The 18,678-nt window shown below is 61.5% G+C and carries 18 protein-coding genes; 2 read left to right on the top strand and 16 right to left on the bottom strand.

The window, feature by feature from the left end:
- Positions 1-16 precede the first annotated feature (16 nt).
- From B0G80_RS30485 to B0G80_RS30525, 9 genes are all read right to left on the bottom strand, one after another.
- Entirely contained in the window at positions 17-1,324 is a 1,308-nt protein-coding gene (locus B0G80_RS30485; protein WP_116121655.1) for a chloride channel protein, read from the bottom strand.
- A gap of 84 nt (positions 1,325-1,408) precedes the next feature.
- Entirely contained in the window at positions 1,409-1,828 is a 420-nt protein-coding gene (locus tag B0G80_RS30490) for a MarR family winged helix-turn-helix transcriptional regulator (protein ID WP_116121656.1), read from the bottom strand.
- A gap of 292 nt (positions 1,829-2,120) precedes the next feature.
- Positions 2,121-3,290, bottom strand: a complete 1,170-nt coding sequence (locus tag B0G80_RS30495; RefSeq protein WP_116121657.1) for a zinc-dependent alcohol dehydrogenase — start codon at positions 3,288-3,290, stop codon at positions 2,121-2,123.
- Positions 3,291-3,386: 96 nt separating this feature from the next.
- On the bottom strand, positions 3,387-4,292 hold the full coding sequence (locus tag B0G80_RS30500; RefSeq protein ID WP_116121658.1) for a formate/nitrite transporter family protein: 906 nt from the start codon (positions 4,290-4,292) through the stop codon (positions 3,387-3,389).
- Between the two features lie 145 nt (positions 4,293-4,437).
- Entirely contained in the window at positions 4,438-5,007 is a 570-nt protein-coding gene (locus tag B0G80_RS30505) for a ferritin-like domain-containing protein (RefSeq protein ID WP_116121659.1), read from the bottom strand.
- A 253-nt stretch (positions 5,008-5,260) separates the two neighbouring features.
- A complete protein-coding gene (locus B0G80_RS30510; RefSeq protein WP_116121660.1) occupies positions 5,261-6,145 on the bottom strand; it encodes a manganese catalase family protein in 885 nt (294 codons plus the stop codon).
- 637 nt (positions 6,146-6,782) lie between these two features.
- Positions 6,783-8,156 (bottom strand): alkaline phosphatase family protein, encoded by a 1,374-nt coding sequence (locus B0G80_RS30515; RefSeq protein WP_116121661.1) that lies wholly within the window; start codon positions 8,154-8,156, stop codon positions 6,783-6,785.
- A gap of 216 nt (positions 8,157-8,372) precedes the next feature.
- Positions 8,373-9,332, bottom strand: a complete 960-nt coding sequence (locus B0G80_RS30520) for a zinc-binding alcohol dehydrogenase family protein (protein ID WP_116121662.1) — start codon at positions 9,330-9,332, stop codon at positions 8,373-8,375.
- Positions 9,333-9,369: 37 nt separating this feature from the next.
- Positions 9,370-9,621: a hypothetical protein gene (locus tag B0G80_RS30525; protein ID WP_116121663.1), complete on the bottom strand. Its 252-nt coding sequence runs from the start codon at positions 9,619-9,621 to the stop codon at positions 9,370-9,372.
- 98 nt (positions 9,622-9,719) lie between these two features.
- On the opposite strand from B0G80_RS30525, the gene B0G80_RS30530 reads away from it, so the two are divergent.
- Positions 9,720-10,523, top strand: a complete 804-nt coding sequence (locus B0G80_RS30530; RefSeq protein ID WP_116123776.1) for a helix-turn-helix domain-containing protein — start codon at positions 9,720-9,722, stop codon at positions 10,521-10,523.
- A 54-nt stretch (positions 10,524-10,577) separates the two neighbouring features.
- Here the strand turns inward: B0G80_RS30530 and B0G80_RS30535 are convergent, their stop codons facing one another.
- Both B0G80_RS30535 and B0G80_RS46490 read right to left on the bottom strand, forming a co-directional pair.
- On the bottom strand, positions 10,578-11,030 hold the full coding sequence (locus tag B0G80_RS30535; protein ID WP_147309944.1) for a hypothetical protein: 453 nt from the start codon (positions 11,028-11,030) through the stop codon (positions 10,578-10,580).
- On the bottom strand, positions 11,027-11,575 hold the full coding sequence (locus B0G80_RS46490) for a hypothetical protein (protein ID WP_220377504.1): 549 nt from the start codon (positions 11,573-11,575) through the stop codon (positions 11,027-11,029). Before B0G80_RS46490 ends, B0G80_RS30535 begins: the two co-directional genes overlap by 4 nt.
- A 295-nt stretch (positions 11,576-11,870) precedes the next feature.
- Here B0G80_RS46490 and B0G80_RS30545 point away from each other — a divergent pair, with 295 nt between their 5' ends.
- Complete coding sequence (locus tag B0G80_RS30545; RefSeq protein ID WP_106277967.1) at positions 11,871-12,596, top strand: DeoR/GlpR family DNA-binding transcription regulator; 726 nt, start codon at positions 11,871-11,873, stop codon at positions 12,594-12,596.
- A 64-nt stretch (positions 12,597-12,660) separates the two neighbouring features.
- On the opposite strand, the gene B0G80_RS30550 is transcribed toward B0G80_RS30545, so the two are convergent.
- The 5 genes from B0G80_RS30550 to rbsK form a co-directional block, all read right to left on the bottom strand.
- A complete protein-coding gene (locus B0G80_RS30550) occupies positions 12,661-13,719 on the bottom strand; it encodes an ABC transporter permease (protein WP_116121665.1) in 1,059 nt (352 codons plus the stop codon).
- Between the two features lie 15 nt (positions 13,720-13,734).
- Positions 13,735-15,294: a sugar ABC transporter ATP-binding protein gene (locus B0G80_RS30555; protein WP_116121666.1), complete on the bottom strand. Its 1,560-nt coding sequence runs from the start codon at positions 15,292-15,294 to the stop codon at positions 13,735-13,737.
- Between the two features lie 77 nt (positions 15,295-15,371).
- Positions 15,372-16,376 (bottom strand): autoinducer 2 ABC transporter substrate-binding protein, encoded by a 1,005-nt coding sequence (locus B0G80_RS30560; protein WP_012427059.1) that lies wholly within the window; start codon positions 16,374-16,376, stop codon positions 15,372-15,374.
- Between the two features lie 95 nt (positions 16,377-16,471).
- Entirely contained in the window at positions 16,472-17,530 is a 1,059-nt protein-coding gene (locus B0G80_RS30565; RefSeq protein WP_116121667.1) for an ABC transporter permease, read from the bottom strand.
- Positions 17,531-17,569: 39 nt separating this feature from the next.
- Positions 17,570-18,538 carry a ribokinase gene (gene rbsK / locus B0G80_RS30570; protein WP_116121668.1) on the bottom strand — a complete coding sequence of 323 codons (969 nt, stop codon included), beginning with the start codon at positions 18,536-18,538 and terminating at the stop codon, positions 17,570-17,572.
- Between the last annotated feature and the right edge of the window lie 140 nt (positions 18,539-18,678).

An 18,678-nucleotide genomic window follows, 5' to 3' on the forward strand; every position in this document is an offset into this window, starting at 1 on the left:
GGATGCCGCGTGTCCATCAATGACGGAGATACCGGTGCGCCAACGCTTCGTAGAGCGGAGGCGCAAAGAGTTTCGATACCTGACTCGACACCAGTGCCGTCGCCATCAGTGAAATCACCAGCGCGTGCCCGTCGATCATTTCGATGACGATGACAAACGCCGTGATCGGACTCTGGGTGACGGCAGCGAGATAACCGACCATACCGAGCGCGATCAACATCGGCAATTGCATTTGTCCGAACAGGATGTGCAATGCGTTGCCGATCCCCGCGCCGATGGCCAACGACGGCGCGAAAAGGCCGCCCGGCGTTCCCGGCAGATACGAGCCCACCATCGACGCCATTTTCAGGGCCGGATAGGCCGCGCCGAGTTGCAAACGGCCTTCGAGCATTCCGCGAGCTTCCGCGTAGCCGCTGCCAAAGAGATGACCGCCGCTGGCCACGCCGATTGTGGCAATGAAGAGGCCGCAAACTGCGCCGAACGCCACGGGATGGACCTTTCGCAGCGTGCATAACCAGGCGGGCATCCATCGTTCGGTGTTGAGCAATAGCCAGCAGAACACGCCGCCACCAATGCCGGTGATCACGCCAACCAGAATGACCGCGACGGCCAGCAGATCGGGCAGTTTGCTCCCGATGGCGATCGTGCCGAAATACACATAGTTGCCCTGAAGCGCCAGCGAGACGACGCCCGCGAAAATAATGGCCGTGATAATGACGCCGCTGGTTCGGGCCTCGAAGCTACGCGTGAGTTCCTCGATGGCGAAGACTACGCCCGCGAGCGGCGCATTGAACGCGGCGGACAGCCCCGCGGCCGCGCCCGCGAGCGCGAGCTTGCGTTCGAGACCGACGCCGTAAATGCTGCGCAGCCGTGCCGGGTAGAAACGCCGAAGGCTAAACATCAGCGCGGCGCCGACGTGAATCGTCGGCCCTTCGCGGCCGATTGTGAAGCCACCGAGGATCACAAGGAATGAGAGGGCAATTTTACCGATCAGGATGCGCAGCGTAAGCAGACGCGGGCCGCGTGTGCGTACATCGTGTAGCGTCGCGATGACCTGCGGAATGCCGCTGCCCTCTGAACCGGGGAACCAGCGGCGCGTGGCCCAGACGCTAAAAGCGGCGATCGCCGGCGTGACGAGCAGCGGCAGCCACCAGTTGTGGGCGATCATTCGCAAAAAGATGTCGTAGCCGAAGTCGATGAGCCGCGCGTACAAGACGGCCGCGAGCCCCGTTATGATGGCGCCGAGCCAGAACAAGCCGAAATACAGCCAACGCCGCCGGCTACGCAGGATTGCGCGCCGGTCGATAAACGAGAGAAGTTGCACGGAGCCGCCGGGAAAATGACATTTAAGGCAGATTGTGACATAAATTGCCTCGGCGCCCCGCAGGACTTGACCCGCTGCTGTCAACTAGCTACCCATGTTGCCGAAAATCCAGCCGAACGCTCCGTAGAGCGCCTTGTGCTTAGCCGCCAGCTCCAGCAAAAATTTTTCGCCCTTGGGTGTGAGGCGGATCTGCACCTGGCGACGGTCGGCGGGATCCGGTGTGCGCGTTACGAGCCCCGCCGATTCGCAACGCGAGACGAGCGCCGCAGTCCCGTTCGGCGCCGCCTGCAACCGCTCCGCAAGTTCGCCAACGGTTGCCCATTGCCGGTCAGGAAAACCGTACACGTGCAGCAGCAACTGATACTGGAGCGTCGTGATGCCCGCGGCATTGGCGATTTCTTCGGAAGCACGCAGGAACTTGCGCAGGTCGTACCGGAACGCAGACATCGCCTCGATATCGCGCTTGCCCGGTGGCGGTTGTCTGGATGATTTGCCTGATTTCATGTCGAGTCTCTGCCGCCGGGCGGTCGTGCCCCAGGGGCTGGTTGCGGGGCAAACGGGTCGATGCCGAGGCAGTGATTGCGCACGGCCGACTCCGCCGTCGGGGAGGTTACCATGCGCGTGTTGTCAGCTACAGGTAGCGCCCCTTGGGTGACGTTCGGGATGCTTCGTTCATCTCGCGACCGATCTTATCGAATGCCTCCTGTCATTCGAACTGGACAAAGCTGCCCCACATGAGGGCCCCCGTTACGTTGCATTGCTTCGCGCGCCGGTCGCGCATGCTGCCCGCTTGCACCTAAGGTTTGAGTACCACCTTGATGCAACCGTCCTCCTTGTCGCGGAACGTCCTGTACATGCCCGGCCCCTCTTCCAGCGACACTGTGTGGGTGATGACAAACGAAGGATCGATCTGACCGTCCTGTATGCGTTTGAGCAGATCATCGGTCCATCGGTTGACGTGGGTTTGCCCCATCTTCCAGGTCAGCCCCTTGTTCATCGACGCGCCGAACGGGATCTTGTCGATCAGTCCGCCATACACGCCCGGCACCGAGAGCGTGCCTGCCGGGCGGCACACGTAAATCATTTCACGCAGCACATGCGGGCGATCTGTCTCCAGCATCACCGCTTGCTTGACCCTGTCGTACACGGCGTCGAACGAGCGCGTAGCGTGCGATTCCATGCCGACCGCGTCGATGCACTTTTCCGGACCTTTTCCCTGCGTGAGGTCCTTGAGGCGATCAAGGACGCTTTCCTGATCGAAGTTGATCGTGACTGCCCCGCTCGCTTGCGCCATGGCGAGCCGCTCAGGCACACGGTCTATCACGACCACCTGCTTTGCACCTAGCAGGATCGCGCTACGAATCGCCATCTGCCCGACCGGTCCCGCGCCCCAGATGGCAACGGTGTCGTCAGGCTGGATGTCGCAGTTCACCGCAGCCTGCCAACCGGTCGGGAAAATGTCGCCGAGAAAAAGGACCTGCTCGTCGGTGAGTCCCTCCGGAATCCTGACATGCGTCGTGTCCGCCATCGGAACTCGAACATATTCCGCCTGCCCGCCGGGATAGCCGCCGGTCAGATGCGAGTAGCCGAAAAGTCCGGCAGTGGTGTGGCCGAAGACCTTATCGGCGTTTTCCTTATTGCGATTACTACGCTCACACACGGAAAAGTTGCCGCGTTTGCACTGATCGCACTCGCCGCAAAAGATGGTAAAGGGAACAACGACACGATCGCCAACCTTCAGCTTTGCGTTGTCCTTGCCAACCTCCACGACCTCCCCCATGAATTCGTGGCCCATGATGTCGCCGCTTTCCATTGTCGGCATAAACCCATCGAACAGATGCAGATCGGAACCGCAGATCGCGCAACTCGATACCTTGATAATCGCATCGCGGCCCTCTTCAATGACAGGATCAGGGACCGTATCGCAACGGATGTCGTGCTTGCCATGCCAGCGAAGTGCTCTCATCGTGAGGCTCCATTCGGAAAAAGTTACGTAGAACCAGCTCGCTTCTGAGTGATCGTTCGATGCGTTCACGACGCCGCGGCCGTCGCTTCATCGGTTCTAGCTCATCTCGGGCGCGATCGCTGCATGGTTGAGAAGCGCAACCAGGGAGGTGCCGCCTATCACGTTGCCGGCAAGAGTCGGCAACAGAAACTTGGCGAAGTAGTCCGCCGGCGACGCGATGCCCGCAAGCCAGGCATAAGCAATTTCGGTTGAACCGGCGATAATGTGCGAGAGATGCGTTACCCCGACGACGTACGTGATCAGCAGCACCGTCAGCAGGCGGCCGGATCGCGCACTGGGCAGCAGCCAGACCATCAGCGCAATCAGCCAGCCGGCCAGAAGCGCACGAACCACCGTGGGCATGGGCGTTGATGAAGCCATTGCGTCGACCGATATCCGGCGCAGCGAATCAATTACGTCGGCGGAGAAGACTCCTGGAATGCGCAGCATAGCTGCGAAAATCCATGTGCCGACGAGGTTGCACAGCAGTACAACGGCCCACAGGCGCAACGCTTTCCGAACTGTGCTTGCGTCGCGGCGGGTGAGCACCGGCAGTACGACTGTCAACGTGCTTTCCGTGAATAACTGCTGACGTCCCATGATGACCAGCACAAATCCAACGGTGTATCCAAAACTGGAGACGAGTGAGCGCCAGTGTGCCTCTGGCAGTTGGGCCTCGAGCACCGCTGGTATAAGAAAAGAGAATCCCATCGACAGCCCTGCCGCGAGCGACGACCAGGCCAGCGCGCCGATCGTCCGAGCAAGCGCGGCCTCCCCTTCTTCCCGAACAATCTCGTGAAGCACCAATGCATGAGGCGACGCGTGATCCGCAGCCTGATCCTGCTGCCCCTCGTCCAGATGCGGCGAATCTGCACCCGCCTCCTGTGCGTCGGGCACCGACGATCTCTCTGCCGCGACGGGGCGATCGTCCGCCCCGCGCAGGTCAGTCCGGTCTGGCGGCATGAACGCACTCCTCTATTGGGTTGGTTTTTTGGTGGACGGGTCGATCGGTAACGCATCGCCCGCCTCTTTCGCGTGTCGGCATTCGGAGCCGCATTCTGCGGAGCGCCTGCGCGCTCCGCAGTCTGAGACAGCGGCGGCCGTTCGTTCAGGCCTGTTCAGCTTTCGCCTGGCCAGCCTTTGATCTGCTGCCGCTCTTTCGGGTCGTTTCGTCATCGCCGTCCGGCTGCGAGGCCTTCGCGTTACCCGCCCTTTCGGCAAACTCACCCAACTTCAGATCGGTTGCCTTTTCTTCCTCAAGCGTTGCCTGCAGCAGCTTCACCCCTTCGGCGAAACCAAGTTGCTTACCGATAGCGCAAAGGCTGCCGTATGCAGCGATTTCATAGTGCTCGACCTTCTGCGCCGCAGCCACAAGCCCCGCATCCAGGACCGGCCCCTTTTCGATTTCGTCGATCAACTCCTGACCTTCCTCGATCAGTCCTTCCATTGCGACACACTTCATTCTCTTCAAACGGATGTTGCATGTTTCGACAACTTGATCGATCCGTTCCACCTGCCCTTGCGTTTCTTCAAGGTGAATCTTGAACGCTTCGCTCAACTGCGGATCGGAAGCGGCGCGCGACAGCTTCGCGAGGGCCTTGGTCAACTGCTTCTCCGCACTATAGATATCGGAAAGCATGTGAATAAACAGATCATCGATGGTTTTACGCTGTGCCATGGTGGCCTCCTAATAGGGTGAGTGGAGTCTGTCACCGCGCAACGGCTGTGCCCGCACGGCGCAGAGGACGGCACCGGTGTGCGGCTCGTGCGCGGGGTGGCCGTCCCACCCGCGACCTGACCGAACGCCGCTATCCGTGCCGATCGGTCCTTGATCGCGGATGGGCCGCTGCCTCGTGTTGCGAAAATAATCCCGCAGAGGCACAGGCATCGTTGTGCCGATGCCCGCACCCTTGCCTGGCCTGAACCGGTGCTTAGCCAGCCGGAATAGCGCCGGCCTGGCCGGATCCGAGATCAGCGCCAGTTGTCGGGTCGGCAGTGACGTCGGACGCAGTGCGCGACGCCATGCTTTGCAGCACCGCGATGTCTTCTTCCGACACCTGCACGGTCGCGAGGCCGTCGCCCCCATCAACTGCCGGTTGCGGATCTTCAACGAACTCCCATTCAGGACCCTCGTTCCACGGCCCGCGAACGTCCTCGCCAGAGGACATGTTGTAGTAGACGTTCGTGAATTCCGGATTGCCGGGCACCTTGCCCTGCGGGAAATTGGGCTGAATGGAATGCAGCGCCTTTTCAAACGACTTCTGATGCGCGATTTCACGCGTCATCAGGAACCCGAGCGCCTCTTTGATACCCGGGTCGTCGGTAACATTGATCAGCCGCTCGTACACGATCTTTGCGCGCGCCTCCGCAGCGATGTTGGATCGCAGATCAGCGGTCGGCTCGCCGATCGTATCGATATAGGCCGCAGTCCACGGCACGCCGGCCGAATTTGTCAGCGCAGGGCCGCCGCCATACAGAAGCGCGGTGGTGTGCGAGTCGTTCCCGCCGCCGGTCAATGAGCGGTAAAGTTCCGCCTCCTGCTCGACACCCTCGGCGAGTTGGCCTTTCGCCCCCTTGTTAAGCATGGCGACTATCGAGCCGATCACCTCGAGGTGGCTCAACTCCTCCGTTGCGATGTCGAAGAGCATGTCGCGCCGGCCCGGATCGTCCTCTGCGACGGCCTGCGTGAAGTATCGGCAGGCCGCGGCAAGTTCTCCCTGAGGCCCACCGAACTGTTCGAGCAGCAGGTTCGCGAGACCGGGATTCGGCGTAGCAACCCGTACGGTGTATTGCAGTCGTTTATTGTGCACAAACATATCATTCTCCATTCAGACAGGTGTCCTCCATGGGATCGGCTGATCCGGAAAAGACAACCTTGGGTTTGCGAGGATGTAAGTGCAGGCAGGACGATCGCGATGCGGATGCGGATGTCACTTGCGCTGTCTCAGAGCAAAGCTCTGGCGTGCGTTAAGGCGAGATGCCTTCTGCCGATGCGCATGCGCCGTGCCAGCGCATTTCTCGCTGCCCGAACACCCTTTCCGGCGGACTTCTGGTCCTGGGTCAGGAAGCCTCTACAAGGCCCGGAGCGCCGCGATCGGGAAACCTCACCGCATCTGGGATGCGTAGCGGTTGATGTACACGCATCTATTCACGGAAACACAATGAAAAAAATGCTCGCGCGACTGGCAAGCGATGTCCCCGGGGCTTGAAGAAAATCTGCGGCGGCGGCCCCGTTGCAGGTTGGCGGAGTCGCACGCGTGATGAGGGTCTTCTGACGCTCGTAGCGGCTTAACAGTCTATTTACTGTATTTGCCATTTACAGGCTATTTTGGCGCGCGGTTGCCGTCCGCATTTCCAGACGATGTGTCGGACAAGATCTTTGAGGGCCTGCGACAACAAAGCTCGAAGCTCGCCGCCTAGTAGAAAGCGTTTCGTTCTCGCACGCGCTCTCCCTCAATGCTTCCCATACACGGAGAGATACTCCGCCAGTCCCGTCCACTGCGGCGAGCTCAGCAATTGCGGGTGATCCCTTGCCACCTGCAGCGCGACATTGTGAAAAGCCTGCGTCGTATCCGACACGCCCGCTTGCACCGGGCCGTTGAACGCGGCCGCCGTGGTCTGTATCGGCGCGCCCGCCAGCGCAGGCGGAGGTTGAACCACAGGCTGACTATTCAGCGCGCTCGCCAGTGGATCGAGTTGCGCATTGCGAGTGCTGACCGCTGCGGAATACTGCCTCTGCGAGTCGAACTTCTCGGCGAGCATTTGCAGCACCGCAGTATGGTCGAGTTTTCCCGAGAACACGTTCCCCGGCGTGACATACGGCGACACCAGAAAAGCCGGCACGCGCAGACCGGTGGTCTTGAAAGAATATCCCGCGATGTCGGCCGCAATGTCCAAAGGCGCCACATGATCGAAGAATCCGCCGTGCTCGTCGTACGTCACGATCAACAGCGTCTCTTTCCATCTGGTCGGATTCGAAATCAAGGTCCGGTAAATATCGGCAATGAACGCCTGGCCTCCCGCCATTCCCGTTGGACAATGATCGTCGTTAGCAGTGTGATGAGGACCGTCGGTATATTCCGGTTCGATGAAGATCACTTTCGGCAGAATGCTGTTGCCCTGCCAGTCGCGGGCAAACCTCGAATACCGCCGGAAGTTACCGCCGGCATCGTTGAGCGGCAGGGTCAAGGACAGCAGGATTTCCGGTAGCCACTCCTTCATCAGGCTGAAGAACGGAAAGAAGCTTCCCGATTGATAGACGCACCAGGGTATGCCGCGCTGGCGGAGCCAATCGTAGGCAAGTGGCTGATCGGGCAGAAAGCTCATCCCTTGCACGTTGTCGCTGATCAGGCTGGTCCCCGCCATCGCCATCAGGCGATTCGCCTGAGTTCCCGAGGGCAATGGAGCAAACCAGTTGTCGCACACCGTGAAGTGCTTCGCGAGAAAGTCGAAGGTGGGCACGGTGCGAGCGTCGTAATAACCCATCACGTCGGCCAGATTCGACGCTGGCGGATTGCGGGTCGCATAGCTCTGCACGAATCCGCCGAGTTCCGGGCATCCACCCGGCGCGCACGGCGTGTTGATCTGCGTGGCGATCGGGGCGCGGTCGTGAGGCGGATCCGAGATGGCTGGGCCGGCCGGATCTAATGCATGGATGGGATATTGCTTGCCGTTGTATACGTTGATGAAGTTCGCCTGCCACGCAGGATCTGCGGAAAGGCCGTTGACCTGGCCGCCGTTCAGGCTCAGATAGCCGAGGGCGTGATCGAAGGAACGGTTTTCCATCATGACGATCACGATGGTGTCAATCTGGTCCAGAGCAGTCATTGGAGCTCCTTGCGCAACCGGTATTCACCGCAAACCGATTCGGTATCGGACAAGGTAGACGAAAACCATGGCTTTCGCGTCTCAGGTAATTCCCTGAGGCACGCCGGCGCAGGCGGATATCTCGTTCGAAGTAGAGGTGAAGAGCGTCGGCATCTTAACCGGCAAAATGACGACGCGTTCGCAGTCGATCTTCAGAGTGGTCCAGGCATGACGTTCTTATGGCGCGGGAATGAACACCGTGCGCGTCGCGCTGCTCGCGTTTTCCCAATGCGAGCTTAACGCCGCGAGCGGGATGGCTTGGGTTGCGACCCGCAATCCGGCGGGCACGGCGGCATTGAACACGGCGTTCATCGTCTCGAGCAGACGTGCGAAAGGAATACTGCCGATACCGCTGCCCATCAGCGTGATGGCCGCTGAACGGAGCACCGCGCCTGGCAACTGGATATCCGCGCCGCTCACCGAACCGATCTGAACGAAGCGCACCGGATAGTCGTCCGGCGAAGCCTTTGCTGCCGCGATAAGCAACGACTGCGCGCTCGCGCCCCAGAGATAATCGAGCACCACGTCCACGCCGTTGCGGAAGGTATTTTCGAATGCGCGCGTGAGACCGCTCTCGTCCTGCGCCAGGGAGATCGTGCTATCGGCACCGGCAAGCGCCAGCGATTCGAGCGCCGCGGTATTGCGGCCGGTTGCGATGACGCGCGCTGCTCCGAGATGCTTCGCGATCTGCACAGCCAGTCGCCCCGACGTACCCGTTGCTCCGTTGATGAACACCGTCTCGCCGGCCACGAAGCGCGCCCGCTCGATGAGCGCCGCCCACGACGACATGCCAGGAATTGCGATCGCGGCCGCGGTGATATCGTCGAGCGCGTCGGGCAACGCGATGCAATGCGTGGCCGACACGAGACTGTGCTCGGCCATGGCGCCGAATGGCGTTTGCGGCTTGAAGAAGTAGACACGCCGTCCGTCTTCCAGGCGCCCCGTACCGTCGACGCCCGCAACGAACGGAAAGCTCCCCGTCGACGAATAGTGCGAACCCTCTGCCCTCGCCCGCGTCACGTGACTCAGGGCGGACGCCGTCACGTCGACGACACATTGACCGGGCGCTGCAACGGGCACTTCGAAATCGGCATACACGGGCGCTTGGCCCGCTGCCTTTACGACTGCTGCTTTCATGGTGACTCCTTGTTGTGTGGTTGCCGCGAGGCGTCGCTCAGTGCGTGTGGACCCAATCGCGCAACGCGACATCGCGAATGTCGAGCACGTCGAACAAGCCGAGCGCGCGCAGCGCCGGCAGTGCGTCGAGCATGTCGGCCTCGGCTTCGGCGCGTGCCTGTTCACTGGCTTGCGGATCGGTCCAGACCCGCGCGTTGGCGAGGAAAGCGCCTACCGTGCCCTTGCGGATCGTCGCGCCGCGCATTTCGATTCGATCGGCGGAATCGGGGAGAACCTGTTCGGCTCGCATGTCATTGCCCTCCAGTCATTGAAAGAATGGAAGCGAGTGTAGGCGTGCAAACGCGGCCGGTCTCCGGTATAAAGGCCATTCAATACGGTGTTCCAGCCATGCCGAAGCAATTAATCCGACCGGATCTCGTCACATCGCCCGAAGGGCCGTTCCTCGCCGCGGCGGAATTGACGCAGAGCGAGGCGCGCGCGACGTCGTCGCATAGTCACGCGCGCGGACAACTCATGGGCGCGTTGAGCGGGCTTGTATCGGTCGGCCTCGACAAGCGCGATTGGGTCGTGCCGGCCACTCACGCGATCTGGATTCCGCCGCATTGCGTTCACTCGGTTCGCTCGTATGGTCCGTTCTCAGGGTGGAGTGTTTTCATTACCGAGCACCGCTGCGCGCAGTTGCCGCGTGAGCCGCGCGCGATCAAAACCACGCCTTTGCTGCGCGAAGCGGCGAGGCGCGTCGCCACATGGCCGGGGGTGGAACTCGATCAGGGGCAGACGCGGATTGCAGAGGTGATCATCGACGAGTTGATAGCGTCGAAAGAGGAATCGCTGGATTTGCCGCGCCCGGAAGACCCGAGGCTGGTGCGGATCACGGACGCGCTGGTTAGTGATCTGTCCGATAACCGGCGCCTGGAAGAATGGGCGACGTGGGCCGGTCTCGCGCCGCGCACGCTGAGTCGTCGCTTCGTGAGCGAGACAGGCATGTCGTTCGCGCAATGGCGTCAACAGGCGCGGTTGCTGCGCGCGCTCGAACTTGTCGCGGATGGCGTACCCGTAACGACGATCGCACTCGAATTAGGTTACGACAACGTCAGCGCGTTTATCGATATGTTTCGCAGAGCAATGGGAACGACGCCGGGCCGATATCTCGCGACGGACACGCAGGAGTCGCGCGGTGCGCCTGCCTGATCTTCAAACGCGACTTGAGCGAGCTGAATATGCAGCACACTCTGGCAAACCGCCTCAAGGCGTGCAGTTGGAGCCCAATTTCACCTTGCGCTTATCCATCTGCAAACGGTTGCCGCTCAGTTTGACCTTGCCGGAAAACGAATCGCTTTTCCACTGGATCTTGCAAGTCGACGCATCGATCGCATAGACCACCTGCTCGCTGCCGGAATACGTGGAGACGAGAAGCTGCTTGCCGTTCGAATAAAGCGGCCGCTCGACGATGCTGACGTCCGGGTCCACGGAGCACGGCGCGGCACCCGCATGGCTTAGCGTGAGCGGACCGAGCCAGGCCGTCGGACTCTCCGTGCCGTCGCTCTGACCCAGATCGATGGACAGGTCGCCCACGCTGAGCTTGCCCGTGCCGGGATTCACCTCGTTGTAATGACACGATTGCGCGACGGCAACCGGAGCCGCAATCAACAGACCGGCAGCGGCCATGACCGCTCGCGTGATAAGACTCTGCTTCATGGCTTGATAGCGTAATACTGGACGTTCGCGAGATCCGCATGCGACCAGGAAAAGTTAATGGCGGTGTTTTTCCGTCCGACGCCGCCATATCGGCCCCAATACGCGAGCGGATAAGGTTTCGATTGACCCGGCATGACAATCACCACATGGCCGTGATGCGTCGCCTTCAATCCGGCAACCACCAGATAGCCGAGTCCCGCATAAGCAACGGCCTTATCGGCATCCGAACCGAGTTGAGTCCACGGGGCGCGGCCGATCGTGTCGATAATGCTGTTCGCATCACCCGTCAACGTGATATCGAGGTCCGCCGCGACGGCCTTCAGGAAGCCGCTGCAATCGGCTTTCCATCGCGCCCAGTGGTTCTCGCACAGAGTTTTGATATTTTGTCCGCCAGCCATTATCGTGATCCGTTTTCCACGCGACGTTGTCAGTTTTTCTCCGGCCGCGAAAAGCCGCGACGTAAGCGTTCGGATTATAACGAGGCTTACAGAAATGTAAATGAATGAATCGCGTAATGCGGTGCGGATTAAAAATGATGCATTCATTCTGAATACAATCGTCTCCCGCGCAATCGCTGCTCACCAATAGAGCCCTGCTTCATCTAGCCAATTAACGCTATGAAATTCTATGGCCGCGTGAGTGGACTTCGAGAAGAAAGCGATCTGCCGTTTGACTTCAGCACTTCTTCCGCACTGGACAGTACGAAAACGCGCGAGCACCTGCCGCCGGCCGTCCCAAACAACCGATATCCCGCTCGCCGTGCGCACCGCCTCTTGTTATAATTCTTTCACCAAATCGAACAAAACATAACGCCCTTCCTCACTGCGCGACAGGAGCTCCATGCTGAAACCCGACCGCCTCCGCGCCCTTGCCGAAGCACTGGGCAGGCAAAACGTGATGCGCCTGCGCGACGCCGCCGGCCTGCTGGGCGTTTCGGAAATGACTGTCCGGCGCGATATCGCCGGCAGTCCCGAGCGATTCACGTATCTCGGCGGCTACATCGTCAGCGCGACCGACGTCCCCAATAACGCCGGCTATTCACTCGAAGAAGAGAAAGACCACTTCGCGCAGGCCAAGGCCGAGGCATCGGCAATCGCGGCGGGACTCATCGGCAACAACGAGACGCTGTTCATCGACTGCGGCACCACGCTCACCACGCTGGCAAGGCTGATTCCGGTCGAGCGGCACGTCACGGTGGTGTGCTATTCGCTGAACGTCGCGGAGATTCTGCGGCGCAAACCCAATGTGCGGATGATTCTGCTGGGCGGCGTCTATGTCCCTTCGTCCGATTCGTTCGCCGGCGAAGAAAGTCTGGAGATGTTGCGCCGCATGGGCATCAACAAGGCGTTCATTTCAGCCGGCGGCGTAGACGCGGCGCGCGGCGTGACGTGCTGGAATTTTCATGAGGTCGCGCTGAAACAGGCGGCCATGGCGAGCGCGGTCGAGCGGCATCTGGTGGTGGACCAGAGCAAGTTCGGCGTGGTGAAAGCCGTGCGTTTCTCGCAAGTGGACGACTTCGATTCCATCATCACCGAGAAAGGCCAGGAGCATCGCAAGCGCCGCTAGGCGCGCCTGCTCACCTCTGCATTTATGGCCCCCCGCTCGCAACGCGGAGGCCGCGGTTCAATCTTCAGTTCTTGCGCTGCAAGGCGAACAGCGTCCCGGCGACCAGAATGAACGCGCCGATAATCACCTTCTGCCAGGTGCTCGGCACGCCCACCAGAATCAGCACGCTGTTGATCAGCGTAACCAGCACCACGCCGAGCAACGTGCCGGCCACCGTCCCCGTGCCGCCCGTAATGCGTGCGCCGCCCAGAATCACAGCGGCGATCACGTCGAGTTCGGTGCCCACCAGATCGAACGGATTGGCGAGCCGGTTGTTCGACACGTGCAGAATGCCCGCGATACCGGCCAGCATGCCGGTATAGCCGAACACGAACAGATGGATCGCCCGCAGGCTGTAGCCGAGCCGCTCGGCAATGGCGAGACTGCCGCCCATCGCATAGACGCCGCGTCCCATCATCGTGCGATTCAGCAGCCACCACGTGACCACCGCGGCCGCCACCAACGCGACAACGGATACCGGCAGCACGGCGCGCAGGCCGTCGGCGGTGTGATAGAAAAACAGCGGAATGCGGCCGAAATGATCCATGCTGTGCGGAATGTTCATGAAGAACGTCGTGCCGATGAACGTCAGCAGCAGCCCGCGATACAGATACTGCGTGCCGATCGTGACGATCAGCGAAGGCGCCTTCAGCCGATGCACCAGCAACCCGTTCACAATGCCGAGCACGACGCCGCCGAGCGCGCCCGTGATCAGGATCAGCGCGAACGGCGCATCCGGCCACCAGGCGAAGACGGCCTTGGTGATGCCGTACATGGTCAGCGCGGCAATTGCAGTAAACGACACGTCGATCCCGCCGGAGGCCAGCACCACGAGCGTGCCCAACGCGAACAGCGACATCGTGGTCGCGGAATGCAACAGGTCGAACAGCGTCGCCAACTGGAAGAAGCGCGGATTGATCGCGCCGACAATCAGGCACGTCACCACGATCAATCCCAGGGTGAACCATTCGGGATTGCGCGCGAGCTTGGCCCGCAAGCTCGGCGGCTTGACCTCGGGGGCGACTTCGACGACGGTCGGGGTGGTCATGGTCTGGTTCAGGCGCGAATCGATGCGCGAGTTCATAAATGGGAACGTCCTTTATGCGGCTTCCGAAAGCAGCGCGTGATACAGATCGGCTTCGCTCAACGTGTCGGCCCGATATTCGCTGGCCACGCGGCCTTTTTTCATCATCAGAATGCGATCGCAGTTCTGCAGCAGTTCGGGCAAATCGTCGCTGATCAGAATGATGCCGATGCCGCGTTGCGACAGGCGCTGCATGATGCGGTAAATGATGTCCTTCGAGCCGACGTCGACGCCGACCGTCGGTCCATGCAGAATCAACACGCGTGGGTCGATGGCGAGCCAGCGGCCGATCAGCACGCGCTGCTGGTTGCCGCCCGACAGCGATTGCACCGGCTTGTCGACACCCGGCGTGGCGATCTGCAAATCCTTCACCGTCTGCTCCGCAAGCGCCTGCGCGCGGACGCGGTCGATCTGGCCGAAGCGGTCGCGCAGGCTCGAGATCATTGCGGTGATCACGTTGTCGCGAATCGGCTTGTCGAGAAAGAGCCCTTCGTTCAGGCGGTCTTCCGGCACATAGCCGATGCGATGATTCTTCGCGTCCGAGGGTGTGCGCAGTGAAACCGTCTTGCCGTCGAGCGTCACGTGCCCGGATTGCGCCGGCGCGACGCCCGCGAGCGCACGTGCGAGTTCGTTGCGCCCCGAGTCGAGCAGGCCGGTAATGCCGAGAATCTCGCCGCCGTGCAGCGCAAACGACACATCGCTGAACTGGCCCGCGCGCGTATAGCCTCGCACCTCAAGCACGACGTTGGGCTCGTGTGCGCCTTCGCGATAGCGCTCATTCGACAGATGTCGCCCTGTCATCAATTCGCTGATCTGCGCCTTGGTGAATTGCGCGATCGGTCCTTGCGCCATTTTCTGCCCATCGCGCAGCACGATCACTTCGCCGCCGATCGCATAGCATTCGTCGAGCTTGTGGCTCACGAACAGCACGGTAACGCCCTGCGCGCGCAGATTCGCGAGCACGGCAATCAGATTGTCCACTTCCTTTTGCGTAAGCGACGTGGTGGGCTCGTCCATGATGACGAACTTCGCCTCGCTGGCGATCGCGCGGGCAATCGCCACCAGTTGCCGCGTGGCGAGCGGCAACTGCTCGATCAGCGTGGCCTGAAACTCCGCGTTGCCGGGCAGGCCGACTGCTTGGAGCGCGCGCGCGGCCGTGCGGGCCAGTTCGCGCCGGTCGAAGGTGCGGACCAGCTTGCCTTGATGGGTGGCGAGTTCCGACGTGAGCGCGACGTTTTCGGCCACGTTCATGTTGGGCAGCAGCGAGAGGTCCTGATACACGGTCTCGATGCCGGCGGCGAGCGATTCGAGCGCGGAGAGCCGCGCATGCCGCACGCCTTCGATCACGAGTTCGCCTTCGTCGGGCGGCTGCGCGCCGGAAATGATCTTGATGAGCGTGCTCTTGCCGCAACCGTTTTCGCCGAGCAGGTGATAGATTTGCCCGCGCTCGAACGACAGACTCACGCCGCGCAACGCATGCACGCCGGTGAAACGCTTGTGCACGCCGACAACCTCCAGAAACGGCTGCGACGCTTCAGACTGCGGTGACTTAGGTGAGGTTGCTTCTTGATTCATTGTAGCGAGTCACAGGTTGAGGCGTCCCCTTGCGAGGACGCCATGACACATGAAACAAAAACCGGAAGCCGCAAAGTTCAGAACGGATACTGCTTGTAGTTCGACTTGTCGACGTTCACCCAGCCCTGCCCGCGCACGATGATGCCCTTGCCCGGACCTTTAGCGACCGTCACCTTCGTGTAGCCCGGAATGCCGAGGTCGGCGCCGTTTTCAACCGTCTTGCCGTCCACCAGCATTTGCGCGACCTTGTTCATCGCGATGCCCGCGAGCTTCGGATCCCAGAACGCGATGCCGTTGATCGCGCCGCTTTCGAGGAACTTGCCGGCTTCCGTCGGCAGACCCGTGCCGTAGACGCAGATCTTGCCCTGCATGCCGGCCTCTTCCACCGCGCGGCCAATGCCGATCACGTCGAGCGACGACGAACCCTGGAAGCCCTTCAGGTCCGGATGCTTGCGCAATACTTCCTTCGCGACTTCATAGGCGCGCTCGCCGTCGTTGTTGGTTTCGAGCTTCGGCTCGACCAGGTTCATCTTCGGATACTTGGCCTTGGCGTTGCCGATACCGCCGTCCGCCCATTGCACCTGCGAGCGGCTGCCGAGCGAGCCGACCAGCACGGCCCACTTGCCGTCGTCGTGCATGCACGAGGCGAGCCGCTCGTTCAGGCCGGCGCCGTAGGCGGTGTTGTCGAACGCCTCGATATCGACCATCGTGTTCTTGGCGTTGTCCGCTTCATGCGTGACCACCTTGATGCCGCGATCCATCGCCTTCTTCAACGCGGGTTCGAGCGTCGGCGGATCGTAGGGCACCACGGCAATGGCCGTCACCTTCTTGGCGATCAGATCTTCGATGATCTTCAGTTGCTGCGCCGCGTCCGCGCGGCCGGGGCCGGTCTGATACGCGTTGATGTTGGGGTTGTCCTTGGCGAACTGCTTGACGCCGTCGTCCATGCGGTTGAACCAGTTGATGCCGGTCACCTTGACGACCGTGACGATCGTTTCGTTCGTGGCAGCCTGCGCCGCGGCGATCACGCCTACCGTCAACGCCCCTGCCGCAAGCGCCGCACCCAGTCGAGTCAATTTCATGCGATGTCTCCTTTATCGTTCGATGTCGCCCACTTCACCGTCACGGACAGCCTGGGCTCGTTGTCCGCCGCGTACTGAAACTTCATGTAACGCCGCTAACTTTTTGGCGTTGAACTCGCTGAACTCACCGCATTCGAAGCGCCCGTCCCGCCGCCGAAGCCGAAGATCGCGCGCACCCGTTCGCCACCCGCAAACGCCAGCGACAGCAGCAATAGAAAACCCCACGCGCAGTCGCCGAAAAACTGCGACACGCCCATCAGATTGAACAGGCTGGAGAGAAACTGCAGCACCGTCGCGGCGAAGAACACGCAGATGATGCGGCCATGACCGCCGGCAGGATTCACCCCGCCCATCACCGCGATCAGGATCGCGATCAGCAGATAGGAGTTGCCGTAGTCCCATTTCGCGCTGGACGTATGCGTTGCGCTGATCAGCCCGGCCAGCGACGCGAGCACGCCGCACATCGCATACGTCGTGATCAGCATGCGGGCGCGCGGAATGCCGGCATAGAACGCCGCTTTCGGATTGGTGCCCATCAGATAGAGACGCAAGCCGAATGGACTGCGCTTGAGCAGCCACCCCAGCACGATCACCGCCGCGATAAAGATGCAGAATGCGATCGGCACCTGAAACACCGTACCGTTGCCGATATTCGACAACGGGTCCACGTAATCGACATGCACCGAGGCGCCATTGCTGAGCACCACTGCAAAGCCCGTGAACAGCAGTTGTGTGCCGAGCGTGCAGAGAATCGGCGTGAGTCTGAGGCGGGCGATCACCACGCCGTTCAACAGCCCGCCAAGCAAACCCATTGCCACCACGATCACGCAGAACAGTGACGTATATAGCGCGGGTGAATCGTCGCCACTGACAAAGCGCGGCACGACCAGCGCGGCCACCATGCCGGACAGGTTGGCGAGCCCGACGCCGGACAGATCGATGCCGCCGTTGCCCGACACCATTGAGAGCATGATGCCGAGCGCGAGCAGGCCGAGCTCGGGCAACTGGCCGCCCATCGACTGCAGATTGTCGATGTCGACGAATTGGCCGCGCGAGAGCCACGTCGCGACCAGCACGACGAGCACGTTGACGATCAGCAGGAAATTCAGTTGCCGGTCGCCGAACAGTTTTCCAGCGGTGAACGCAGACTTCATGGTAACGACACGCTCCTTCGGGCTTCGCAAACGCTCAGTTCAGGATGGCTGGGATACGCCGGCCGGCTGGTTCAGCACTTGATTCACTTCGGCGAGCGTCGGCATGGAAGGCGCCGTGCCTGGACGCGTCACGGAAATACCGGCGAGTGCGCAACCAAAACGCAGTGCGGTGATCGCGTCGTCGCCACGTGCGAGCGCTGCCGCGAAGCCGCCCGTGAAGCCGTCGCCGGCGCCGGCGGTTTCCACCACGCGGCCGCAGCGATACGCGGGCACGAGGTGCGATTGAGTCGCCGAGTGCAACAGCGCTCCGCCCTCGCCCAGCGTGATGATTGCCGTGCCGACGCCTTTGGCGAGCAAGACGTCGGCGGCGCGGCGGGCGTCGTCGGCGTTCGCGATCGGCACGCCGGTCAATGCGGTTGCTTCGGTTTCATTCGGGGTGATGTAGTCGCACAGCGGGAAGATGGCGTCGTCGAGCGGCATGGCGGGCGCCGGATTGAACACGGTGATCACACCGTGCTTGCGCGCCACTTCGAGCCCACGCCGCGCGGCTTCGAGCGGCTGTTCGAGTTGCGTGACGAACACGCGGGCCGACGCGATGTCGGCTTCGATCGCATCGACGTCGGCGGCTTCCATCGTGCCGGCCGCGCCGGATGCGACGATGATCGCGTTCATGCCAGTGTTGTCGTCGACGAAAATATGCGCCGCGCCCGTCGAGACGCCGTCGATCACCGACGCGCGCGCCGTGATGCCCTCAGCGGCCCAGGTGGCGCGTGCGATGGAGCCGAACGCGTCGTTGCCGATGCGGGTGCAGAACACCACGTCCGCGCCGACCCGCGCGGCCGCGACCGCCTGATTCGAGCCCTTGCCGCCCGGCCCCATGGCGAACGCCGTGCCCGCGATCGTTTCGCCGATCTGCGGCATACGTCCGGCGCGAAACGTCAGATCGGTCACATAGATGCCGAGAATGACGACGCGCCCCTTTCCGATTGCTTGCGAAGGCGTGTTCATGCGGGCGCCCCTTGCGGCAATCCAGCCTGATTCAAGAAGCTTCGGGTCGATGCTTCACATGCGCACAACACCAATGTATGCAGCAACAAATCCAGATTCTTCAGCACGTTGTCTCCTCCATTTTCTGGTTGGCGTGCGTG

The sequence above is a fragment of the Paraburkholderia sp. BL6669N2 genome, assembly GCF_003387275.1.
In the GTDB taxonomy this organism is placed as follows: Bacteria; Pseudomonadota; Gammaproteobacteria; order Burkholderiales; family Burkholderiaceae; genus Paraburkholderia.